This is a genomic window from Pseudomonas sp. WC2401 (assembly GCF_041200115.1).
Taxonomy (GTDB): domain Bacteria; phylum Pseudomonadota; class Gammaproteobacteria; order Pseudomonadales; family Pseudomonadaceae; genus Aquipseudomonas; species Aquipseudomonas fragi.
On record NZ_CP165623.1, the window covers coordinates 644,707 to 667,166 of the forward strand.

The window sequence follows — 22,460 nt, forward strand, 5'->3', positions numbered from 1 at the left end:
AGAGCGGGCGCGACCGTTTATCCGAATCACTTTCACGCAGGCTTCAACGCCTGCAGGGGTTCATGAAAACGTAGCAGGCGCCCGGCATTGCCCAGCACCAACAATGTGCTGAGGTTATGCAGCACCGCGGCGATCATCGCCCCGGCAACACCCAGCCAGCCAAAAGCCGCAGCCGCGACAATGGCCAGGGTCCAGCCCAGGCCGATGATCACGTTGACCTGCAAGGTGTGACGGCACTCACGGCTCAGACGCACGCAGGTGCCCAGCCGACGCAAGTCACTGCCGATCAATACGATATCCGACGACGCCAGCGCGATATCCGCACCGCCTGCCCCCATCGCAACGCCAACCACTCCGGCCTTGAGCGCCAGCGAATCGTTGATGCCATCGCCCACCACCATCGGCCGGAAACCGTTGCCGATTTCACTCAGTACACGGTCGAGCTTGTCTTCGGGCAACGCCTGCGCCTGGACTTCGTGGATGCCCACTGCGTGTGCCAAATGCTCAGCCACACTCTGGCGGTCACCGGTCAGCAGCACCTGGCGCCCGAGCCCCAGTTCGCGCAGTTCACTCAACGCCTGCCGGGCTTCGGGTTTGATGCTGTCAGCCAACAACATCCAGCCCAGAAACTGGCCATTGAGCGATAGCCCGGCGATGGGCCCGTCGTGCTCAGGCACGGCGGTGGTGGTGATCTGCAATTGGCGAAACAACTCGGGGCGACCCAATGCCGCTTCGCCCTGCCCGGTGCCAGCCACAACCCCCAACCCCTGACGCTCGCGCACATCAGTGAGGGGCAGCATCTGCTCGTGGCTCACCAATCCGGCCAGGGCCCGGCTTACCGGGTGGCTACTGGCCGCGCCCAAACTGGCAGCCAGTTGCAGCAGCGGCTGCGGGTCTGTCACATCGGTTTCAACTGCTTGCAGATGCAAAGTGCCATAGGTCAGGGTGCCGGTTTTATCCACAACCAGTGACGTGAGGTCGGCCAGCTCTTCCAGAAACGCCGAACTGCGGATCAGGATCCCGTGACGCGCAGCCACGGCAATCCCGGCAATCGCCGTAGCCGGTGCCGACAACACCAACGCACACGGGCAGGCCGCCACCAGCACCGCGAGCATGGCCTGGGCATCGTTGGTGATAAACCAGGTGACAGCCGCGATCATCAACACCAGCACCATATAGCTGCCTGCATAGCGCTCGAGCAAACGGGTGATCGGCGGTTTGGCACGCTCGGCGCTCTGCATCAGGGCGATGACTTTACCCAGTGTCGATTCCTCGCCGGTACGGGTCACTTGCACCCGCAGCAGGCCATCCAGGTTAATGGCACCGCCAAAGATCGGCATGCCGCTGCTAACTTCCAGCGGCACTGACTCACCGGTAATCGAGGCCGTGTCGAGGCTGGCCTGCCCTGCCAGTACCAGGCCATCGGCGGGTACCCGGTCACCGGCACGCACCTCGACCTGATCACCGCTCTTGAGGGTGGCGTTATCGACTTCCCGCAAGCTGCCGTCAGCCTGAAACAAACGCGCCTGGCTGCGGGTCAGTTTGCCCAGGGCATGGATGGCTTCCTGGGAGCCAATCACACTGCGCTCTTCCAGCACATGGCCAAAAATCATGATGATCGGCAGCAATGCCGCCGTCAGCAAATCACCGGTAGCCCAGGCACCGAGCATGGCCAAGGCAATCAACTGATCAGTGATGCCATGCAAACTGGGGTAACGCAGGCTGTACCAGGCCGAACGCATCACCGGCACGGCCACCAATAATGAAGCCACGCCCAGCAGCAACTGACTGACACCGACCTGCGCAGGCATCAGCCAGCGCCACACCAGCCCCAAGGCCAAAAGGCCCAGCGCCAGCATGGCCAGGGTCAACTGGCGCGCAGCGCGACGTTGTTCAGTACCTGTCAGCAGGCTCGCGACGGGTTGAGTGGCAGACGCGTTCATTGTTCAGCTCCCTGAATAATCAGGCGGGAATCATCGTTGGGATCAACACTGGTGACCGATCCGGCCTGCCCCAGAATCCGTGGCATGCGTTCGCGATACAAACGCAGCATCAAGCCCGGGTCGTTGCCAGCCTGCTGCACCTTGGCCAGATTGCTGATGGTGGCTGTATCCGCCTGGGCCTTGGCCACACGCTCACTGGCCTGGGCTTGCGCCTGCTCGACGGCGCGATCGGCCTGTTGCGTGGCTGACTGAGTGACCTTGGCTGCCTCGTTGCGCGCCGTGGCCACCGCTTGCTCGGCATGCTGACTGGCCGTCAGTACCGCATTGAAGGCATTCACGGCCGGGCCGGGCAAACTCGATTGCACGTCCACCCGTACCACTTGCACGCCAATGCCCTGCCCGGTGGCACTCAGGGCTGCAAGTTGCTGGTTGATGCCCTGTACCAGATCACCACGCAAACGCTCACGGCGTTCGGCGGCCTGGCTGTCAGTGCCGATTAATTCCGGGCGCGCCACCAGGATCGTGTCCAGATCGCGGGCGGCGGTCAGCGCCACGGCACTGCGCGTCACCAACCGGTCCAGCGCAGGCAGTACATGCTCGCCTTGCAGCACAAAGGCATAAGGCTCGGTAACGTTGTAGAACACCCGCACATCCAGTTGCACCACCCCGGCATCGCCGGTTAACAAATACCCGGAGCCGGCCAGGGCATCGCTGACCGGTGTGGCAAACGAAGCTTTGCGATCGGCCTGCAACGCCACATCCGAACGCAGCAGGTTTTCAATCCGGCGTTCGCTCACGCGATCAGCTGCCGGCACGATCACCACTTGCTCGAAAGGCCTTGGCCAGGCCCACAACAAACCGGAATTTTGAATGCGATCCAGCGCGCCCATGCGCAACACCACGGCGCGGTTTTGCGGATCGATCTGACGCACGTTGGAAACACCCCAGGCAACCGCCGCGAACACCGTCACCGCGTACAAGCCCAAAAATGCCAACCGCCCGGCCTGTTGCCAGGGGCTGCTGACACCTTTTATCTCGTCATGGGCCTGGCTCATGGTTGCGACCCGGCCTTGGCGTCCAGCGTCGGTGGGCCGTCAACCAACACCCGGAACGGCGCCGCATCGGTGCGCAAAATAATTTTTGTGCCCGGATTGACCATGCTGCCCAGGGTATCCAGGGAGCGCAGCTCGTTGTACAGCGCAGGCGAACTGGCATAGGCGCGGCCATAGATTTGCGCAGCTTCAACCCGGGACTGGGCTTCGATATCAGCCGCCTTGATGCTGGCATCGGCCTGCAGGATGCGCGCATCGCGCTCGGCAGCGGAGCGGATTTGCGCCGCTTCGCGTTTGCCTACGGCAGTGCGTTCAGTGGCGATGGTTTCGCGCTCGGCGCGCATGCGGTCAACGGTGGCCGTGAGCGTGACCGAGGGCAACGTCAGGCGCTCAACCCCCACCTGCAACACACGCACACCATAGGTGCTGAGCAATTGCTGTTCGATCTGCTGGCGCAGTTGCGCTTCGAAGTCGGCAATTCTGACCTGGCTGGCATCGGTATTTACCAGGCTTGAAAGGTCGAAACTGGCAGCGGTGGTTTCCAGTGCCGAGCCTACAAAGGTACGAATCTGACGGGCCGCTTCATCAGGCTGATTTTGCACGGCGCGCATAAAGCGCTGCACATTGTCGGCATCGGGCTGCACCTGCCACGCCACATAAGCCTGCACAATAATCCGCAGACCATCGCGGGTGCCCACGTCTTGCAAGCCGCTGGAAGTGGTGCGCAAACGCAGGTCCACCGGCACGCTGACTTCGAACGGCGCCGGCCAGCGCCAGCCCAGGCCGGGCTCCAGCAGCACCCGGGCCGGGTTGCCGAAGCGGGTAATCACCGTCGCTTCGCCGGAGCGCACTTGCACCAGGCTCGCCGCCGCAACGGCAAACAGCACCAGCAACGCCGCCCAGCCCATGCGTCGCCACGGGAAGGGGCCTGGCTCATGGGCATCGCCCGGGTGGTGATGGCCGTGGTGTGAACAGCCGTGATGATGGCCGCTGTGATCGTGGGATTGAGACAAGAGAAGGCTCCTTACTGAGCAGCTTTACGCGGCGCGACAGGATCGGCCGGCAGCGTGAAAGAACGCAGGTCGAGGGTCGGCGCACTGCTGCCCCCGAGGCGATGGTCGAGGATCAGCAATTTGGCGTTGTTCAGCCCCAGGCTTAACTGGCTCAGGTACTGTTCCAACAGGAACGCATGACCGGCACTGGCGTAGGCTTTTTGCTCGGCGCCAAAGCGCAGGTCGGCCGTTTGTGCGGTGGCGTCGACTTCACGCGCCAGCGCATGGGCCTGGTCCAGTGCAACGCTGGCCTGCAATTGCGCCACATTGGTTTGTTCGCTGGCCGCTCCCCGCTCGCGGGCAATCAGCGCCTGGGCACTGATCTGCGCAGCCTGTACACCGTGATAGGCATTGGCTGCCCCCGCCGGCGGGTGAATGGCTTCCACTACCGTGGCAAGAATTTCGACACCGCTGTCCAGAGCATCAAGATCGGCCTGTACCGCGCGGCCAATATCATCGGCCAAGGCACTGCGCTGCTCGCCCAGCACGCCATCGAGCGTGCGTGAGGCAAAGTCATGAACCAGAATGCGGCTCGCGGTGCTGCGAATCAGCGTCGGTACATCGGCGCTGTGATACGTGGCGGCAATAGCGGCGCGGTCGCCCAAGCCAATGCGGTAGACAAAGCGCACATCCATATTGACGATCTGAAAGCCCTGCTTGTCGCCGCTGCCGCTGGCAATTACCTGGGACTTGTCGTTCACATGGGTGGCATCCCACAGGCGATTGGCTGTCAGCGGTGGCAAAGCATCGGCAGGCGTTAACAACGGATCGACAGTCGATTCCGTGCTAGTGGCCAGCTCATGCACCACACCGTTTTCCACCGCCAGCACCCGCCCCAGAGGCCAAGGTAAACCCGTGTGCAAACCGGGGCCCAACACGGCAACCGGCTCGCCAAAACGCTCATAAATCCCACGACCTTGCAGCGGGATTTCATTCACGCCGCTCAATACCCAACCGACAGCAGCAACCACCGCCAGTACCGGCAAGAAGGCTTTGCGCATATAGGTAAAGGCCCAGATTTGCCGCAGGTCGATGCCAAACCGGTTATGCAATTCGCTCTGCAGCGCCAGCAATGGCTGCGGCGGCCAACGCAACATGCCGGCAACAAAGCTTTGCCCGATCATGCGCGGTTCCAGCCTGTCGCGGCGCGGGCTGAACAGCGCTGCCAGCGCCCGCAGAATCAGCTCAATGGCCACGGCTGCTGGCAGCAACCCTGTCAAAACAGCCAGGCGTGCCGGCCACACCGCATCGTCGCTGCTGAAAATCAGGCATACGGCGCTCAGCAGCAAAGTCAGGATGGGCACGCGCACCAGCGGTGCCAGCAAGCGGGCTTCCGGCCATTGGCCCGGTTGCTGCTGGGTCAGGTAACGTTCAAACACCAGCAGCGCAAACGCGAGCAAAACCGCGATGCCTGCCGCGACGCTACCCCAAGTCCCCAGTGCCAAACCCGGCAAGGCCAGGTTCCAGGTGTGTTGCACGCTCCACCAGGCGGCCCCACTTACACCTGTCAGCCACAAGACAGGCGCGCCGATGGTAACCAGCAAACGCCTGGCCCCGGCATCGACCCGCTGGTTAAAACGCTCAATGCCACGCACCTGTTCGTCGGGCGCGGCCGCAATCGCTGGTGGTGGGGGGTTGAGTGCGCCATTGCGCCAGTCCGCCACCCAAAAAGCCGATTGGGCACCTGCGGCCAGCACCAGCATGGCGGCTGCGTTATTGCCCAGCAGTACCGGCCACAGTGACTCCGATGAAAACAGACCAATAAAAAAAGCCAGCGCCCACGCCAGCAGCGCCAGAAGCGCCAGTGCCACCCCCAACTGATAGAGCTGACGGGCCTGAACTGCGGCGCTTTGAAAACGGGGCAAGGACTCAAGCCTCACCTCCTCGGCATCTAAATCGACGCGCATGGAAACACTCACTTATGAAATATCTAGTAACGATATCGCACAAATGATCAAACTTTTGTCCAGCTTACCGATTCTTCATCTTGGCTTGAAAACGGCGCGTTAACCTGTGGGGTTGGGCTTTTTGCCATCGCGGGCAAGCCCGCTCCCACAATGGCTGGGGGGGGGAATTGCAGATTGCGCGCGCACCGCTCTGCCTGTGGGAGCTGGCTTGCCTGCGATGCAAACACTGCGGTCTGTCTGTTAAACCGCAGGGATGCCATCGCGGGCAAGCCCGCTCCCACAAAGGCGGGTGGGGAAGCCAGCCACAGATTTTTGCGTTAATCAGTCAGGGTGGCTGATCAGCTGTTTGGCCAAGGCCTCGAATGCCGGGATCGTTACCGGGTCGTTTGCCGAGTTGCTGGCAATCGGGTTGGAGGCGTAACGCACAATAACCATCTCGGCTTTTGGATCGATATAAGTGCGCTGGCCGTAAACACCACGCGCCATAAAGGCACCATCAGCGTTGTGCGTCACCCACCACATGTCTCGATAGCTGGCGCCCTTGAGCAAATCGTAACCGGCCTTGGCAAAGGCCGCTTTATCACCACCGCCACGAATGTCGTCGACCACCGCCTTGGGCACGATTTGCTGGCCAAGATACTGGCCATTGTTGCGGATCATTTCGCCAAACCGCGCCATATCCCGCAGCCCGGTATTCAAACCGCCGCCGGCAAACGGTGTGCCGATGGAGTCGACGGTGAAATATGCCGATTGTTCAGCGCCGATACGCTGCCAGATTTTCTCCGATAGCAGTTGCGCAACGTTGCGCCCTGTCACCCGTGCAATCACCCAGCCCAACACATCCGTGTTGACGGTTTTATAGGCGAATGCCTCGCCGTGCTCACCTTCTGGCTCAACCGTTTGCAAATATTCCATATAACTTTGCGGGCCGGTGTAGTCCTTGGGCTTTGGCAGCGGGTTACCGGCCTGGGCATGCTTCCAGACTTCCGCATTGGGGTCGGCATAATCCTCGCTGTATTTAAGCCCTGTGGTCATGTCCAGTACCTGGCGCAGGGTGGCGTTGCCAAACGCCGACTTGGCCAGCTCGGGCACATAGTCGACGATTTTTTTATTGGCATCGAGGGTGCCATCAGCCACCAGCATTGCGCCCATCGTGCCCACCACCGATTTGGTCATGGACATGGCGCCGTGCTGGCCTTCGGGGGTCAACACGCCAAAGTAACGCTCATAAATAATTTTGCCGCGGTGCAACACGACTATGCCGTCGGTGTAATTCGCCGCCAGCGACTGCTCCCAGGTCATCGGCTCCTTGCTGCCCAACGGCAGGAAGGTCAATGCGTCGATATCCGTGCGCAAGGCTTTGGCCAGCGGCACCGGCGCGCCCAGGCCACGGGAGACATTGGTGGTGGGCATCAATTGACGGAAGTTGGAAACACTCCAGCGCATGGCCGGAAACTGGAAATAACTGCCGTCGGCAAACCGCACGATGCGATCCGGCGGTGGCGGCGCGCCGACCATCCAGCCCATCTTCGCCGGGTCGCTGGCGGCGGCATCCGGGTAGCTGGTTTTATCGGAGGCACAGGCGATGGAAGCGGCCAGGCAAGACAGTAAAAAAACCGCGCTGACACGCGCCGGTTTTAGAAAGTGTTTAAACATCGAATTTTCCTTTTCAGTTCAAGGCCGCACACCACCTTGCGATAGAAGCAGTGGGAATGTATAGCCCACCCCGGCGCCCACAGGTTGGGCAGCCGGGTTTTATTCATGTTTTTATTTTTTCGATCAGCGCTTCCAGCTCATGAAAGTCGCTGTGGACCGTTCGTTCACGGCTCCAGATCATGTCCAGAGTAAAGGTCGGAAACCCGGGCGGCGGCTGGAGTATTTTGACGGTTGGCGGCACATTCAGGGTCGCCACTATTTTTTCCGGGATCACGATCAGTGCCGGTACCGCCAATAAAATATTCACCCCGGCGTGATAAGAATTGGCCCGGGTAAAAATATTTCTGGATCGCGACTGTTTTTCCAGCCAGCCATCTACCATGTTTTTTTCCGACAGCCACGGCGTAGGAAATATGTGTGGCGCGTCACAAAACTCATCAATATCCAAAAAAGATTTGGGCCGATGTTTTGCCACGCTGGACAGGCACACAAAAGAATCTTCAGTAAGGCTGCGATAGCCCAGCAACGGATGCCGTTGGTGATAGCCCGGGCCGAAGCCAAAGCAAACGTCGGTGTCAGAAGTCAGTAACTCATTGATGGGCAAATCCTTGCCCAGGCGGCTCACACTCAACGACCAGTTGCGTCCGGTTGAGCGCACCTGCTGCAACAATGCGGGCAACATGAGAATTTCAAAATATTCCGGGGCCGTGATATTCCACTGACGCAGCGCGGTGCCCTGCCCTGCTCCTTCCTTGGCACACTGGTTGATGCACTGCAGGATATTTTGCAGATAGGGCTTGAGCGCCAGCACCCGTGCCGTGGGCTGCATGGCGCCCTCAGTGTTCTCGAACAGTTTGTCGTCAAAACAATGCCGAAGTTTTTTCAGGCTGTAACTGATGCTCGACTGGCTCAGATTCAATATTTCTGCAACGCGTTTGGCACTGCGGTTTTCGATCAACAACAAAACAATCGAAATATCCTGCATATCCAATTGTTTCAACGCATTGGTGTACAGCATGCCAGCTCCTTGCTGATTTTATCCACAGCCCAACTACCACTCGACCCGCAGCGCGGGTCGAGTGGGTGCTGAATTTAGAGAATTAGAACTGTTGCTCCCAGTAATCACAAGACAAGTTGATGGAGCCGCCTGGGGCGAGAATCCGGGGCGGATCAAGGGGCAAAACGATGGTTTTCTCGAACGCTCCAGGCTATTCGGCTTTACTCGCGATATATCTTAAAATAGCCGGTTGCCGAAAGAACCGTCATGGCCGTAGCCATGAAGGGCTTTCATCCCTTGAAAATAAGTGTGGTGAAGATGAACAAGCCTTTCATTTCGCTGTGCCCTGAAATTACTCGGGCGCATGCGTTGACGTTGATGGACTGGTTGGAGGATGAGCGCGTCACCTGTTATCTGAGCGATTCACGTTATGTCTCCCGCTCAATCGAGCAAGCCATCGATCGAACCCAATTGCCAATCCTGACCCATCTGTTCAACCAGGGTGGCCGATTCTTCATGGCTTATGACCGGCATGACGCCCCGGTGGGCTTTGTCCGTCTCATCAAGACCGGCTCAAATTGCGAGATAGTCCTGGTCATCGGAGACAGCGACAAATGGGGCAGAAACCTTGGCGCACGCACGATCCGCGAAGGCATGAAACTGGCCTTCCTCGACATGCGGGCCAAAAAACTCATCGCCAAGATCCACCCGGACAACGCACGCTCGCTGAAAGCCTTTGTGCGCAGCGGCTTTGTGCTTGAGAGCGAAACGCCGACATTGAAGTCGTTTTCCATGACGGCAGGGCGCTATCTCCAGTTCTTGCGCGAAGGTTCCGTTAGCGATAGCACCAAGATCTACATCACTGAAATCGACAAGGCCAGGCTCGAGAATCTAATCGCTCTTGAGCAAGGTCCGACGGTTGTTGAGCTCGAACATGAGCTTGAACGAGCCATTGTCGTCAAGCCGCAGCAGGTGGCGAGCAATGTCGTCACGATGAACTCCAGGGCTTTGGTGCAACTGGACGACGAAGAGATCGAAGTGGCCTTGGTCTACCCGCAGGACGCGGACAGCAACTCAGGGAAGCACTCTGTGTATTCCGACATTGGTGCTGCCATCCTGGGTTATCAGGAGGGGGACGCCATTGACTGGCGAATTTCTGATCGGACCCGCAGGATTGAGATCAGGAAAGTGCTTTACCAGCCGGAGGCTGCGGGGCATTTCCACCTGTAATTGAGTCTTTTGCTCAGTGTTGGTCAAGCAACCTGGAAGAAGGGAGCCAGTTAGTGGCTCCCTTTTTTCGCGACAGTTTTAACTCTCAAAAACCACTGAGTAGTGTCGCAGCTGCGATTTATTCCACAGTCACGGATTTAGCCAGGTTACGCGGCTGGTCCACGTCGGTGCCTTTAAGTACGGCAACGTAGTACGACAGCAGTTGCAGCGGGATGGTGTAGAGGATCGGCGCCAGCACATCGTGGATATGCGGCATGTTGATCACATGGGTACCTTCGCCGTTGCTCATACCTGCCTGTTCATCAGCAAACACGATCAGCTCGCCACCGCGGGCACGCACTTCTTGCAGGTTGGATTTCAGTTTTTCCAACAGCTCATTGTTCGGTGCAACAGTTACCACCGGCATGTCGTTATCCACAAGCGCTAGCGGACCGTGCTTCAACTCGCCCGCCGGATAGGCTTCAGCGTGGATGTACGAAATTTCTTTGAGTTTGAGTGCGCCTTCCATTGCTACCGGGAACTGAGCGCCGCGACCCAGGAACAGGGTGTGGTGTTTGTCGGCAAACAACTCAGCTACTTTTTCGACCACCGAATCCATCGCCAGGGCTTCACCCAGACGCGCTGGCAAACGGCGCAGCTCTTCAACCAGCTGTGCTTCGACACCCTCTTCCAGGGTGCCGCGCACTTGACCCAGGGACAGGGTCAGCAGCAACAGGCCTACCAGCTGGGTGGTAAATGCCTTGGTGGAAGCGACACCGATTTCGCGACCGGCTTGGGTCAGCAGCGTCAGATCCGACTCACGAACCAAGGAGCTGATACCGACGTTGCAAATCGCCAGGCTACCCAGGAAGCCCAATTCTTTGGCATTGCGCAGTGCGGCCAGGGTGTCGGCGGTTTCGCCCGATTGCGAGATCGAAACAAACAGGGTGTCCGGTTGCACCACAACTTTGCGGTAGCGGAACTCGCTGGCCACTTCGACCTGGCACGGAATACCGGCCAGGCTTTCAAGCCAGTAACGGGCAACCATGCCTGCGTGGTAGCTGGTACCACAAGCGACGATCTGAACATTGCGGACTTTGGCGAACAATTCCTTCGCCTGTGGACCGAAAGCCTGAACCAATACATGGTCCTGGCCCAGACGGTTTTCCAGGGTGCGCTGCACGACTGCAGGCTGCTCGTGGATTTCCTTGAGCATGTAGTGGCGGTATTCGCCCTTATCGGCCGCTTCTGCGCCATCGCTGTATTGCACGGCTTCGCGCTGAACGCTCTGACCGTTCACATCCCAGATCTGCACGCTGTCACGACGGATTTCAGCGATATCGCCTTCTTCCAGGTACATGAAGCGGTCAGTGACCTGGCGCAATGCCAGTTGGTCTGAGGCCAGGAAGTTTTCACCCAGGCCCAGGCCAATCACCAGCGGGCTGCCGCTGCGGGCTGCAACCAGACGATCCGGTTGTTTGGCGCTGATCACGGCCAAACCATAGGCACCATGCAACTCCTTGACGGTGGCCTTGAGTGCCGCAGTCAGGTCGTTGTGGTCTTTGAGTTTGTGGTTGAGCAGGTGAGCAATCACTTCGGTGTCGGTGTCCGAAGTAAACACATAGCCCAAGCCTTTGAGCTGTTCACGCAGGGCTTCATGGTTTTCGATGATGCCGTTGTGCACTACAGCCAGATCGGAACCGGAGAAATGCGGGTGAGCGTTACGCTCGCAAGGCGCACCGTGAGTTGCCCAACGGGTGTGGGCAATACCCAGGCGGCCGGCCAGGGGTTCACCGGCCAGGGCTTGCTCCAGCTCGGCCACTTTACCGTTGCGGCGCATGCGCTCCAGGGTGCCATTGTTGGTGAAGACAGCCACACCTGCGCTGTCGTAACCACGGTATTCAAGACGTTTCAGGCCTTCCAGCAGAATGGCCGTGATATTACGTTCAGCGACTGCGCCAACGATCCCACACATAAAGTTCTCCTAGCTTAGAGCCGCGCATAACAGTGTTATGCCCCGGGCCTGAATCTGTTCGCGTGCCTCAAGGGGCAGGCGATCATCGGTAATAAGGGTATGGACGCTGCTCCAGGGCAGTTCCAGGTTGGGTATTTTGCGACCAATCTTGTCCGACTCGACCATCACGATCACTTCACGCGCAACGTCAGCCATGACCCGGCTCAGACCCAACAACTCGTTAAAAGTTGTCGTGCCGCGCTGCAGGTCTATGCCGTCAGCACCGATGAACAGTTGATCGAAGTCGTAGGAGCGCAACACCTGCTCGGCAACCTGTCCCTGAAAGGACTCGGAATGCGGATCCCAGGTGCCCCCGGTCATCAGCAATACAGGCTCATGTTCCAGTTCGCTGAGTGCATTGGCGACGTGCAGGGAGTTGGTCATCACTACCAGGCCAGGTTGCAGGCCCAGTTGTGGAATCATCGAGGCTGTGGTGCTGCCACTGTCGATGATGATGCGGGCGTGCTCTTTAATCAGCCCCACTGCCGCGCGGGCAATGGCTTGCTTATAAAGAGAAACAGGTTGCGGTACATCACTGACCAGTTCTTGCGGCATGGTGATGGCACCGCCATAACGACGTAATAACAGCCCGTTACTTTCGAGTGCAGCCAGGTCCTTGCGAATCGTAACCTCGGAGGTTTCGAAGCGCTTGGCCAGTTCATCCACACTGACTTCGCCCTGCTCGGCAAGCATGGCCAGGATGTTGTGTCTGCGTTGTGGCGTATTACGTTTAGACATAACGGCTTAAGTTTCGTTTCGAAAGATAACGAAAGCAATGAAACCGTATCTCGAAACCTTCGTCAAGAAAATGTTGCGGGTTATTTTCTGTGAATAAGTCGATATAGGCCTGTATTTATTGGCCAAAACCCTTGTTTATCCTCGCAAAAAATAAAGCCTTATCCACAGGGCGCGGATAAGGCTTTAGGTAACCTATTGATTTAAAACAGTTATAGGATGACTTGTTAATAACGCTAAATCGTCACCCCGTAGCTGTGGATAAGTTTAAATCAAGGCTTTGGTTGTTTGACCGGACGCTTCCAGCCATCAATATTGCGCTGGCGCGCACGACCAACGGCCAGTTGCTCCTGGGCGACGTCCTGGTTGATGGTCGAACCCGCTGCAGTGGTGGCACCGTTGGAGATATCCACAGGTGCAACCAGCGAGTTGTTGGAACCGATAAACACATCGGCGCCCAACACGGTCTTCCACTTGTTGGCGCCATCGTAGTTGCAGGTGATGGTGCCCGCACCGATATTGGTGCGTGGGCCGACTTCGGCATCACCCAGGTAAGTCAGGTGGCCGCACTTGGCGTCTTCACCCAGGTGGGCGTTTTTCAATTCGACAAAGTTACCCACATGGGCACGGGCATCCAGCACGCTGCCCGGGCGCAGACGAGCGAACGGGCCCGCATCGCTATGCTCACCCATCACGGCACCGTCGAGATGGCTATTGGCTTTGACCACCACCCCCTTGCGCAAGGTGCTGTCCTTGATGACGCAGTTCGGGCCGATGACCACGTCGTCTTCAATCACCACGCGACCTTCAAGAATCACGTTGATATCGATCAGCACATCACGACCAACGGTCACTTCACCACGCACATCGAAACGGGCCGGGTCACGCAAGGTCACACCCAATGCCATCAGGCGACGGGCTTCGCGCAACTGGTAATGACGCTCCAGCTCACTGAGCTGTTTACGGTCGTTGGCGCCCTGCACTTCCATCGGGTCCAGTGCATGCTCGGTGGCCACCACCAGGCCATCGTTCACCGCCATCGCAATTACGTCAGTCAGGTAGTACTCACCCTGTGCATTGTTGTTCGACAGACGGCCCATCCAGTCAGCCAGACGCTGAGTCGGCAAGGCCAGGATTCCGGTGTTGCCTTCGGTGATGGCACGTTGAGCTTCAGTCGCATCCTTGTGCTCAACAATAGCGCTGACCTTGCCGCTGGCATCACGCACGATACGGCCATAGCCAGTCGGGTCGGCCAGGTTGACGGTCAGCAGGCCCAGTTGCTCGGGGCCCACTTGCTTGAGCAAACGCTGCAGGGTCTCGACCTCGATCAGCGGTACATCGCCGTACAGGATCAACACATTTTGCGCGGTCAAAAACGGCAACGCCTGAGCCACGGCGTGGCCGGTACCCAGTTGCTTGTCTTGCAGGACAAAATTCAGATCATCGGCTGCCAGGCGTTCACGCACCAGTTCGGCACCGTGGCCGATAACAACATGGATGCCGGTCGGCTTCAGCTGGCGGGCGCTGTGGATAACATGACCCAGCATGGAGTTTCCGGCTACGGGGTGCAGAACCTTGGGCAAGGCGGAACGCATGCGGGTGCCCTGACCTGCGGCGAGAATAACGATATCGAGAGACATGACTGGCTACCAATCCTGGGTGGTCAGCGGTTGCGACCAAAAAGTATTTCGCGGAAAAAGAAAAAGGGTAGCCGAGGCTACCCTTTTTAATCAATCACACAATAAGACAGGAGGCTTAGCCGCCGAACTTCTTGCGGATTTGCTGGACGGTGCGCAGCTGAGCTGCGGCTTCGGCCAGACGTGCAGCAGCAGATCCATAATCGAAATCTGCGCCTTTTTCGTTCAGTGCCTTCTCGGCAGCCTTTACGGCTTCCTGAGCAGAGGCTTCATCCAGGTCGGCAGCACGTTGCACGGTGTCGGCAAGAACCTTGACCATGTTCGGCTGAACCTCGAGGTAACCACCGGAGATGTAAAACACCTCCGATTCCCCGCCCAGCTTGATCAGGCGGATCGGACCTGGCTTGAGTTCAGTGATCAGCGGAGCGTGACCCAGAGCGATACCAAGATCACCCAGGCTGCCGTGCGCAATCACCATCTCGACCTGACCGGAAAAGATTTCTCCTTCCGCACTGACGATATCGCAATGGACTGTCATCATATTAGCCATCTGATTGCCTCAACCTGATTAGCGCCCGTTGCCGGGCGCTGGAATTACAGTTTCTTGGCTTTCTCGATCGCTTCTTCGATGCCGCCGACCATGTAGAACGCTTGTTCTGGCAGGTGGTCGTAGTCACCGTTGAGGATGCCTTTGAAGCCAGCAATGGTGTCTTTCAGGGAAACGTATTTACCCGAAGCGCCAGTGAAGACTTCAGCCACGAAGAACGGCTGAGACAAGAAACGCTGGATCTTACGAGCGCGGGACACCAACTGCTTGTCGGTTTCCGACAGCTCGTCCATACCCAGGATCGCAATGATGTCCTTCAGTTCTTTGTAACGCTGCAACACGTACTGAACGCCGCGAGCGGTGTCGTAGTGTTCCTGGCCGATTACGTTCGGGTCCAGCTGGCGCGAAGTCGAATCCAGTGGATCTACTGCTGGGTAGATACCCAGGGAAGCGATGTCACGGGACAGAACGACGGTGGCGTCCAAGTGGGCAAACGTGGTCGCAGGCGACGGGTCAGTCAAGTCATCCGCAGGTACGTATACCGCTTGGATCGAAGTGATCGAACCGTTCTTGGTCGAAGTGATGCGCTCTTGCAGAGTACCCATCTCTTCAGCCAGAGTCGGCTGGTAACCTACTGCAGAAGGCATACGGCCCAGCAGTGCGGATACTTCAGTACCGGCCAAGGTGTAACGGTAGATGTTGTCAACGAACAACAGTACGTCGTTACCTTCGTCACGGAACTTCTCGGCCATGGTCAGGCCGGTCAGTGCTACGCGCAGACGGTTACCCGGCGGCTCGTTCATCTGACCGTAAACCAGTGCCACTTTGTCCAGTACGCTGGAATCCTTCATCTCGTGGTAGAAGTCGTTACCCTCACGGGTACGCTCGCCCACACCAGCAAACACAGAGTAACCGCTGTGTTCCATGGCGATGTTACGGATCAGTTCCATCATGTTTACGGTTTTGCCTACACCGGCACCACCGAACAGACCAACCTTACCGCCTTTTGCAAACGGGCAGATCAGGTCGATAACCTTGATGCCGGTTTCCAGCAGGTCGTTGCCGCCAGCTTGCTCAGCGAAGGACGGCGCTGGGCGGTGAATGCCCCAACGCTCTTCGGTGTCAATCGGGCCAGCTTCGTCGATCGGGTTGCCCAGAACGTCCATGATCCGGCCCAGAGTCGCTTTACCGACTGGAACGGAGATGGCTGCGCCAGTGTCGGTGACTTCCAGACCGCGCTTCAAGCCCTCGGTGGAACCCATCGCAATGGTACGAACCACGCCGTCGCCCAGCTGTTGCTGAACTTCCAGAGTGGTTCCGGCCGCGCTTTGTACTTTCAGCGCGTTGTAGATGCTCGGTACGTTTTCGCGTGGAAATTCCACGTCGATCACGGCGCCGATGATTTGAACGATACGTCCGCTACTCATAGCTGGATCCTCTGAATATTTGAACCGTTAAACCGCGGCAGCGCCGCCGACGATTTCCGAGATCTCTTGGGTGATCGCAGCCTGACGCGCCTTGTTGTAGATCAGCTGCAAATCGCTGATCAAGTCACCGGCGTTATCAGTGGCGTTCTTCATTGCGATCATCCGCGCAGCTTGTTCAGCTGCACTGTTCTCGACCACCGCCTGGTACACCTGCGACTCCACGTAACGCACCATCAAGCCGTCAAGCAGCTCTTTGGCATCCGGTTCGTAGAGATAGTCCCAGTGGTGCTTGAGTTCTTGATCCGGGGTCGCCACCAGTGGAATCAATTGCTCCACAGTAGGCTGTTGCGTCATGGTGTTGATGAACTTGTTGGATACCACGGACAGGCGGTCAATACGGCCTTCCAGGTAAGCATCCAGCATCACCTTAACGCTGCCGATCAAATCATTGATCGACGGTTCTTCACCCAGATGGCTGATAGCAGCGACGACGTTACCGCCGAAGTTACGGAAAAATGCCGCACCCTTGCTGCCGACCACGCACAGATCAATCTCGACGCCGTTTTCACGGTTTACCGCCATGTCCTTGACCAAAGCCTTGAACAGGTTGGTATTCAAACCACCGCACAAACCACGGTCACTGCTCACAACCACATAACCCACACGCTTAACTTCGCGGTCGATCATGAACGGGTGGCGGTATTCCGGGTTGGCGTTGGCCAAATGCCCAATAACCTGGCGGATACGCTCCGCATAAGGACGGCTAGCAGCCATGCGCATTTGTGCCTTGCGCATTTTGCTGACCGCCACTTTTTCCATGGCGCTGGTAATCTTTTGCGTGCTTTTGATGCTCGCAATCTTACTGCGAATCTCTTTTGCGCCTGCCATGTAACACCTATCAGGTTAGCAAGCGGGAGCCTTGCGGCTCCCGCTGCGGCTTACCAGGTTTGGGTGGCCTTGAACTTCTCGATACCGGCTTTGATGCCAGCGTCGATTTCGTCATTGAAGTCACCTTTAACGTTGATCTTCGCCATAAGCTCGGCGTGATCGCGGTTGAAGTAAGCAATCAGCGCTTGTTCAAAGCTACCGACCTTGGTGATTTCGACGTCAGTCAGGAACCCACGCTCAGCGGCATACAGCGACAGCGCCATGTCAGCGATCGACATTGGTGCGTATTGCTTCTGCTTCATCAGCTCGGTAACGCGCTGACCATGCTCAAGTTGCTTACGGGTCGCTTCGTCCAGGTCAGAAGCGAACTGGGCAAATGCTGCCAGTTCACGGTACTGAGCCAGAGCGGTACGGATGCCACCGGACAGCTTCTTGATGATCTTGGTCTGAGCGGCACCACCCACACGGGATACCGAAACACCGGCGTTCACTGCAGGACGGATCCCGGAGTTGAACATGGCCGATTCCAGGAAGATCTGACCGTCAGTGATGGAAATCACGTTGGTCGGAACGAACGCGGAAACGTCGCCAGCCTGGGTTTCGATGATCGGCAGTGCGGTCAGGGAACCGGTTTTGCCGGTCACTGCGCCGTTGGTGAACTTCTCTACGTATTCTTCGGATACGCGGGATGCGCGCTCCAGAAGACGGGAGTGGAGATAGAACACGTCGCCTGGGTAAGCTTCACGGCCTGGTGGACGGCGCAGCAGCAGGGAAATCTGGCGGTAAGCCACTGCTTGCTTGGACAGATCGTCATAAACGATCAGCGCGTCTTCACCGCGGTCGCGGAAGTATTCGCCCATGGTGCAACCGGAGTACGGTGCCAGGAACTGCAGCGCTGCGGATTCGGATGCACTGGCAGCAACGACGATGGTGTTAGCCAGCGCGCCGTTTTCTTCCAGCTTGCGAACCACGTTGGCGATGGTCGATTGCTTCTGACCGATCGCTACGTATACACAGAAAATGCCGCTGTTCTTCTGGTTGATGATCGCGTCGATCGCCAGAGCGGTTTTACCGATCTGACGGTCACCGATGATCAGCTCACGCTGGCCACGGCCGACAGGGATCATGGCATCGACAGCCTTGTAGCCAGTCTGTACAGGCTGGTCTACCGACTTACGCCAGATCACGCCTGGAGCAACTTTCTCGACTGCATCAGTCTCGGTGTTGCCCAGTGGACCTTTACCATCAACAGGGTTACCCAGTGCGTCGACAACGCGACCCAGCAGTTCCTTACCAACCGGAACTTCCAGGATACGGCCAGTGCACTTGGCGCTCATGCCTTCAGCCAGAGTCGTGTATGCGCCCAGTACTACGGCACCTACAGAGTCTTGCTCGAGGTTGAGAGCCATACCGAAGACGCTGCCCGGAAACTCGATCATCTCGCCGTACATTACGTCGGCCAGACCGTGAATCCGCACAATGCCGTCAGATACGCTGACGACAGTGCCTTCGTTACGGGCTTGGGAGGTCACATCGAGTTTTTCGATGCGGCCCTTGATAATTTCACTTATTTCGGAAGGATTGAGTTGCTGCATTGCTCTGCTGCCCCTTCAAACTCAAGATTTCAATGCTTCGGCAAGGCTTGCGAGTTTCCCGCGAACCGAGCCATCGATAACCAGGTCGCCGGCGCGGATGATGACACCACCTATAAGGCTGGCATCCTCCGCAACTTGCAGGCGCACTTCCCGGTCGAGTCGTGCACTGAGAACCTTGGCGAGTTTGTCTTGCTGTTCTTGGTTCAATGCAAAAGCACTGGTCACTTCAACGTCTACCGATTTCTCTTGTTCGGCCTTGTACAGGTCAAACAGAGCGGCGATCTCCGGCAAAAGCGGGAGACGGTCGTTTTCGGCAACGACGTTGATGAAGCTCTGTGCTTCTACAGTGAACTTGTCGCCGCACACATCAATAAATGTGGCGGCCTTTTCTGCGCTCGTCAGTCGCGGGGCCTTGAGCACGCGCTGCATAGTGTCGTCTTGCGACACTGCTGCAGCCAGGCCGAGCATGGCTGACCAAGAGGCCAGTTGCTGGTGGGCCTGGGCGTGCTCGAAGGCTGCCTTAGCGTAAGGTCGGGCCAACGTGGTCAATTCTGCCATGATCGCCCTCGCTTAAATTTCAGCAGCCAGTTTAGTAACCAGCTCCGCGTGCGCGTTTTGATCGATTGTGGCACCCAGGATCTTCTCTGCGCCTTCAACAGCCAGGCTACCCAATTGGGCACGCAGGGCGTCTTTAACGCTGTTCAGTTCCTGTTCGATCTCGGCCTGAGCCTGAGCCTTCACACGGTCAGCTTCAACGCGAGCCTGTTCACGGGCTTCGTCTACGATCTGAGTACCGCGTTTCTTGGCTTGCTCAATGATTTCAGCTGCTTGAGCCTTAGCTTCGCGCAGTTGTTGACCCGCTTTATCTTGGGCCAACTCCAGGTCGCGAGCTGCTCGGTTAGCAGCGTCCAGTCCAGCCGCAATCTTCTTCTGACGTTCTTGCAATGCCGCGATGACCGGAGGCCACACGAACTTCATGCAAAACAGTACAAAAATGAAGAACGCAACGGACTGGCCAATCAGGGTTGCATTAATGTTCACGCCAACACCTCGCTCGTTCGTTGTCCATCACTCTAATCAACTCGAAAATTCGAGTGATTAGCCAGCGAGTTGACCAACGAAAGGATTAGCGAAGGTGAAGAACAGTGCGATACCAACACCGATCATGGTTACGGCGTCGAGCAGACCGGCAACGATGAACATTTTAACTTGCAGCATTGGAACCATTTCTGGTTGACGCGCTGCGCCTTCCAGGAACTTGCCACCCAACAGGCCGAAACCAATTGCGGTACCCAGTGCGCCCAGGCCGATCAACAGTGCAACAGCGATAGCGGTTAGACCAACTACAGTTTCCATCTTTCCTCCCGACTTTTACGTCGTATGGTTTAGGTTTTTAGATTAAAGCGGTAAAACAAAATCATTTTGCGACGCCCTCTCACCCGAAGGTGAGAGGAGCACCAGATTCGCCGAAGCGGATCTTAGTGATTATCTTCGTGTGCCATCGACAGGTAGACGATGGTCAACATCATGAAGATGAACGCTTGCAAGGTGATGATCAGGATGTGGAATACAGCCCACGCCCATTGCAGCACCACGCCCAGACCGCTAAGCCAAAGCAGGCCGCTGCCGAACATTACGGCGATCAGGATAAACACCAGTTCGCCAGCGTACATGTTGCCGAACAGACGCAGAGCCAACGAAATAGGCTTGGCAATCAACGTCACGAATTCGAGCAGGAAGTTCACCGGAATCAGCAGCGCCTGAACAAAAATGTTCTTGCTGCCGAATGGGTGCAGGGTCAGTTCACCGATGAAGCCGCCGATGCCCTTGATCTTGATGCTGTAGAAGATGATCAGTGCAAACACCGACAGGGCCATGCCCATTGTCGCGTTTGGATCTGTCGTCGGTACGGCACGGAACGGGAAGTGTTCATCGCCAGTGATCAGGATCGCCAACTGAGGAATCCAGTCAACCGGGATCAGGTCGATGGCGTTCATCAGGAACACCCACACGAAAATGGTCAGCGCCAGCGGTGCGATAACAGCACTGCGACCGTGGAAACTGTCTTTTACGCTACCATCAACGAATTCCACCAGGACTTCTACGAAGTTCTGCAGTGCGCCTGGCTGACCGGAAGTTGCCTTCTTGGCCGCCATGCGGAATACGAGGATGAAGATCAGACCAACAAACAGCGACCAGCCGAGGGTATCGACGTGGAACGCCCAAAAGCCCATTGATTTAGCTTCTGCAACGGTGTGGGCAAAGCCCCAGCCGCCATCAGGTAGCTGCCCAAAGGTCAGGTTCTGTAAGTGGTGCTGGATATAGCCCGAAGCGGTTGTTTCTGCCATGGTTGCCTCAAACGCCCTAAGGTCTCGAAAGTGTTGTTCTCATTAGCAGGGGAGCGAACCAGCTGACCAGTTGGGTCAACACGAAGACGCCGAATACAGCTAGCGGCGCCAATGGCTTCACACCTGCAAACGTCAGCGCGAACAGCACTGCCGTCAAAATTAACTTGCCTGCCTCGCCGGCGTAAAACGACCGGACGATGGCTTGCGCTGCTCGGGCGCCGGAAAACCGAAAAGCCCTGTGAGCAAAATACACATTGGGTAGCAAAGCTATCAGGCCTCCGCAGAGTCCTGAATATCCGGCGACGACTCCATGCCATTGCCAGAGCCCCAGAGCAGCCAGCAATAAAACGACAAATTGAGCCAGCAAAACCGGAAAAACCGCCAAGCGATGGAACGGCAAGCGGTTTGGCGTGCGGGTTTCCATCACAACTGCTCCTCAAAGGTCGGCTACCAAAGATTGAAAACTTGGCATAATTTGTGCCGACAAAATGCGCGCAGAGTATAGGGGCGACGAAGCCCCTATTCAACTGTCAGGTAGTGATTTCCGACTGCGCGCTACATGAGGAAATGTTTCAGCGGATGTGAGCAAGCACTCCTTGCAGCTCATCCAGAGAATTGTAACCAATCACTAACTGGCCTTTTCCCTTCTTTCCGTGGCGGATCTGCACCGCAGAGCCTAGCCGCTCTGCCAGACGCTGTTCGAGCCTGGCAATGTCCGGATCGGCTTTTACCGGTTCAGCGGGCTCTTGTTTGCCGCTTAACCACTGGCGAACCAGGGCTTCAGTCTGACGTACGGTCAGACCGCGTGCGACAACGTGTCGCGCCCCTTCAACCTGCTGAGTATCAGGCAAACCGAGCAGTGCGCGTGCGTGGCCCATTTCCAGGTCGCCGTGGGACAACATGGTCTTGATCACTTCCGGCAAGGAAATCAATCGCAACAAGTTGGCCACAGACACCCGGGACTTGCCCACAGCGTCGGCCACCTGTTGTTGAGTCAGCTGGAACTCTTGCTGCAAGCGCTGCAAGGCGACGGCTTCTTCAATCGGATTGAGGTCTTCGCGCTGGATGTTCTCGATCAACGCCATCGCAATGGCGGTTTCGTCCGGCACGTCTTTGACCATCGCCGGGATCGTGTCTTTGCCAGCCTGCTGGCTGGCACGCCAGCGACGCTCACCAGCGATGATCTCGAAGCGATTGCCTTCGATCGGGCGCACCACGATCGGCTGCATCACGCCCTGGGTGCGGATCGAGCTGGCCAGTTCTTCAAGTGCCTGCGGATCCATGTCGCGACGAGGCTGGTACTTGCCGCGCTGGATCAGGTCCAGGGGCAGGTGTTGCAGTTCGCTTTGATCAACCTTGACCGCTTGCTCTTCCAGCGAGCTGACCGTTGGACCACTCAGGAGTGCATCCAGTCCGCGTCCGAGACCTCGTTTCTTGACGGCCATGGGATTTC

20 protein-coding genes are annotated in these 22,460 nt (G+C 57.5%); 1 reads left to right on the top strand and 19 read right to left on the bottom strand.

All coding sequences use genetic code 11. The annotated features are described in order from the left end of the window. Positions 1-32 precede the first annotated feature (32 nt). The 6 genes from AB3G35_RS02810 to AB3G35_RS02835 all read right to left on the bottom strand — a co-directional run bounded on the left by AB3G35_RS02810 (position 33) and on the right by AB3G35_RS02835 (position 8,628). Positions 33-1,943, bottom strand: coding sequence for a cation-translocating P-type ATPase (locus AB3G35_RS02810; RefSeq protein ID WP_369782291.1), 1,911 nt, complete (start codon positions 1,941-1,943; stop codon positions 33-35). Beyond that, positions 1,940-2,998 (bottom strand): protease modulator HflK, encoded by a 1,059-nt coding sequence (gene hflK / locus AB3G35_RS02815; protein ID WP_369782292.1) that lies wholly within the window; start codon positions 2,996-2,998, stop codon positions 1,940-1,942. The genes AB3G35_RS02810 and hflK (AB3G35_RS02815) overlap by 4 nt, the downstream gene beginning before the upstream one ends. Then, positions 2,995-4,008: a protease modulator HflC gene (hflC, locus tag AB3G35_RS02820; RefSeq protein ID WP_088378580.1), complete on the bottom strand. Its 1,014-nt coding sequence runs from the start codon at positions 4,006-4,008 to the stop codon at positions 2,995-2,997. Before hflC ends, hflK (AB3G35_RS02815) begins: the two co-directional genes overlap by 4 nt. Positions 4,009-4,019: 11 nt before the next feature. Continuing rightward, positions 4,020-5,954: a protease modulator HflK gene (hflK, locus tag AB3G35_RS02825; protein ID WP_369782293.1), complete on the bottom strand. Its 1,935-nt coding sequence runs from the start codon at positions 5,952-5,954 to the stop codon at positions 4,020-4,022. 321 nt (positions 5,955-6,275) lie between these two features. Further along, a complete protein-coding gene (locus AB3G35_RS02830) occupies positions 6,276-7,610 on the bottom strand; it encodes a serine hydrolase (RefSeq protein WP_169845757.1) in 1,335 nt (444 codons plus the stop codon). A gap of 103 nt (positions 7,611-7,713) precedes the next feature. Further along, on the bottom strand, positions 7,714-8,628 hold the full coding sequence (locus tag AB3G35_RS02835) for a LysR family transcriptional regulator (RefSeq protein ID WP_203304382.1): 915 nt from the start codon (positions 8,626-8,628) through the stop codon (positions 7,714-7,716). A gap of 246 nt (positions 8,629-8,874) precedes the next feature. Between AB3G35_RS02835 and AB3G35_RS02840 the strand changes: the two genes are divergently transcribed. After that, complete coding sequence (locus AB3G35_RS02840; RefSeq protein ID WP_169884551.1) at positions 8,875-9,837, top strand: bifunctional GNAT family N-acetyltransferase/nucleoside diphosphate kinase regulator; 963 nt, start codon at positions 8,875-8,877, stop codon at positions 9,835-9,837. 118 nt (positions 9,838-9,955) lie between these two features. Here the strand turns inward: AB3G35_RS02840 and glmS are convergent, their stop codons facing one another. The 13 genes from glmS to AB3G35_RS02905 form a co-directional block, all read right to left on the bottom strand. Further along, positions 9,956-11,791 (bottom strand): glutamine--fructose-6-phosphate transaminase (isomerizing), encoded by a 1,836-nt coding sequence (gene glmS / locus AB3G35_RS02845; protein ID WP_086799491.1) that lies wholly within the window; start codon positions 11,789-11,791, stop codon positions 9,956-9,958. Between the two features lie 9 nt (positions 11,792-11,800). Next, entirely contained in the window at positions 11,801-12,568 is a 768-nt protein-coding gene (locus AB3G35_RS02850) for a DeoR/GlpR family DNA-binding transcription regulator (RefSeq protein WP_088378585.1), read from the bottom strand. Positions 12,569-12,837: 269 nt separating this feature from the next. After that, positions 12,838-14,205: a bifunctional UDP-N-acetylglucosamine diphosphorylase/glucosamine-1-phosphate N-acetyltransferase GlmU gene (gene glmU, locus AB3G35_RS02855; RefSeq protein WP_086799493.1), complete on the bottom strand. Its 1,368-nt coding sequence runs from the start codon at positions 14,203-14,205 to the stop codon at positions 12,838-12,840. Between the two features lie 115 nt (positions 14,206-14,320). Continuing rightward, entirely contained in the window at positions 14,321-14,740 is a 420-nt protein-coding gene (locus AB3G35_RS02860; RefSeq protein ID WP_029611653.1) for a F0F1 ATP synthase subunit epsilon, read from the bottom strand. A gap of 56 nt (positions 14,741-14,796) precedes the next feature. Then, a complete protein-coding gene (gene atpD, locus AB3G35_RS02865; RefSeq protein ID WP_019828667.1) occupies positions 14,797-16,176 on the bottom strand; it encodes a F0F1 ATP synthase subunit beta in 1,380 nt (459 codons plus the stop codon). A gap of 27 nt (positions 16,177-16,203) precedes the next feature. Further along, the gene (gene atpG / locus AB3G35_RS02870; RefSeq protein WP_003438003.1) at positions 16,204-17,064 is read right to left on the bottom strand and encodes a F0F1 ATP synthase subunit gamma; all 861 of its coding nucleotides are present in this window, start codon (positions 17,062-17,064) and stop codon (positions 16,204-16,206) included. Positions 17,065-17,114: 50 nt separating this feature from the next. Next, positions 17,115-18,659 (bottom strand): F0F1 ATP synthase subunit alpha, encoded by a 1,545-nt coding sequence (atpA, locus tag AB3G35_RS02875; RefSeq protein WP_086799496.1) that lies wholly within the window; start codon positions 18,657-18,659, stop codon positions 17,115-17,117. Positions 18,660-18,680: 21 nt separating this feature from the next. Further along, a complete protein-coding gene (locus AB3G35_RS02880; RefSeq protein ID WP_369782294.1) occupies positions 18,681-19,217 on the bottom strand; it encodes a F0F1 ATP synthase subunit delta in 537 nt (178 codons plus the stop codon). A gap of 12 nt (positions 19,218-19,229) precedes the next feature. Continuing rightward, positions 19,230-19,700 carry a F0F1 ATP synthase subunit B gene (locus tag AB3G35_RS02885; RefSeq protein ID WP_016782874.1) on the bottom strand — a complete coding sequence of 157 codons (471 nt, stop codon included), beginning with the start codon at positions 19,698-19,700 and terminating at the stop codon, positions 19,230-19,232. 57 nt (positions 19,701-19,757) lie between these two features. After that, positions 19,758-20,015: a F0F1 ATP synthase subunit C gene (atpE, locus tag AB3G35_RS02890; protein ID WP_002555987.1), complete on the bottom strand. Its 258-nt coding sequence runs from the start codon at positions 20,013-20,015 to the stop codon at positions 19,758-19,760. A gap of 122 nt (positions 20,016-20,137) precedes the next feature. Next, positions 20,138-21,007, bottom strand: coding sequence for a F0F1 ATP synthase subunit A (gene atpB, locus AB3G35_RS02895; RefSeq protein WP_016782873.1), 870 nt, complete (start codon positions 21,005-21,007; stop codon positions 20,138-20,140). Positions 21,008-21,023: 16 nt separating this feature from the next. Continuing rightward, entirely contained in the window at positions 21,024-21,431 is a 408-nt protein-coding gene (locus AB3G35_RS02900; RefSeq protein ID WP_003437994.1) for a F0F1 ATP synthase subunit I, read from the bottom strand. Between the two features lie 148 nt (positions 21,432-21,579). Beyond that, positions 21,580-22,452, bottom strand: coding sequence for a ParB/RepB/Spo0J family partition protein (locus AB3G35_RS02905; RefSeq protein WP_016782872.1), 873 nt, complete (start codon positions 22,450-22,452; stop codon positions 21,580-21,582). Between the last annotated feature and the right edge of the window lie 8 nt (positions 22,453-22,460).

Excerpts from the sequence above, each read along its gene's own strand:
- AB3G35_RS02810 (WP_369782291.1), bottom strand. The coding sequence starts at position 1,943 with ATGAACGCGTCTGCCACTCAACCCGTCGCGAGCCTGCTGACAGGTACT.
- hflK (WP_369782292.1), bottom strand. The coding sequence starts at position 2,998 with ATGAGCCAGGCCCATGACGAGATAAAAGGTGTCAGCAGCCCCTGGCAA.
- hflK (WP_369782293.1), bottom strand. The coding sequence starts at position 5,954 with ATGCGCGTCGATTTAGATGCCGAGGAGGTGAGGCTTGAGTCCTTGCCC.
- AB3G35_RS02830 (WP_169845757.1), bottom strand. The coding sequence starts at position 7,610 with ATGTTTAAACACTTTCTAAAACCGGCGCGTGTCAGCGCGGTTTTTTTA.
- AB3G35_RS02835 (WP_203304382.1), bottom strand. The coding sequence starts at position 8,628 with ATGCTGTACACCAATGCGTTGAAACAATTGGATATGCAGGATATTTCG.
- AB3G35_RS02840 (WP_169884551.1), top strand. The coding sequence starts at position 8,875 with ATGGCCGTAGCCATGAAGGGCTTTCATCCCTTGAAAATAAGTGTGGTG.
- glmS (WP_086799491.1), bottom strand. The coding sequence starts at position 11,791 with ATGTGTGGGATCGTTGGCGCAGTCGCTGAACGTAATATCACGGCCATT.
- AB3G35_RS02850 (WP_088378585.1), bottom strand. The coding sequence starts at position 12,568 with ATGTCTAAACGTAATACGCCACAACGCAGACACAACATCCTGGCCATG.
- glmU (WP_086799493.1), bottom strand. The coding sequence starts at position 14,205 with ATGTCTCTCGATATCGTTATTCTCGCCGCAGGTCAGGGCACCCGCATG.
- AB3G35_RS02860 (WP_029611653.1), bottom strand. The coding sequence starts at position 14,740 with ATGACAGTCCATTGCGATATCGTCAGTGCGGAAGGAGAAATCTTTTCC.
- atpD (WP_019828667.1), bottom strand. The coding sequence starts at position 16,176 with ATGAGTAGCGGACGTATCGTTCAAATCATCGGCGCCGTGATCGACGTG.
- atpG (WP_003438003.1), bottom strand. The coding sequence starts at position 17,064 with ATGGCAGGCGCAAAAGAGATTCGCAGTAAGATTGCGAGCATCAAAAGC.
- atpA (WP_086799496.1), bottom strand. The coding sequence starts at position 18,659 with ATGCAGCAACTCAATCCTTCCGAAATAAGTGAAATTATCAAGGGCCGC.
- AB3G35_RS02880 (WP_369782294.1), bottom strand. The coding sequence starts at position 19,217 with ATGGCAGAATTGACCACGTTGGCCCGACCTTACGCTAAGGCAGCCTTC.
- atpE (WP_002555987.1), bottom strand. The coding sequence starts at position 20,015 with ATGGAAACTGTAGTTGGTCTAACCGCTATCGCTGTTGCACTGTTGATC.
- atpB (WP_016782873.1), bottom strand. The coding sequence starts at position 21,007 with ATGGCAGAAACAACCGCTTCGGGCTATATCCAGCACCACTTACAGAAC.
- AB3G35_RS02900 (WP_003437994.1), bottom strand. The coding sequence starts at position 21,431 with ATGGAAACCCGCACGCCAAACCGCTTGCCGTTCCATCGCTTGGCGGTT.
- AB3G35_RS02905 (WP_016782872.1), bottom strand. The coding sequence starts at position 22,452 with ATGGCCGTCAAGAAACGAGGTCTCGGACGCGGACTGGATGCACTCCTG.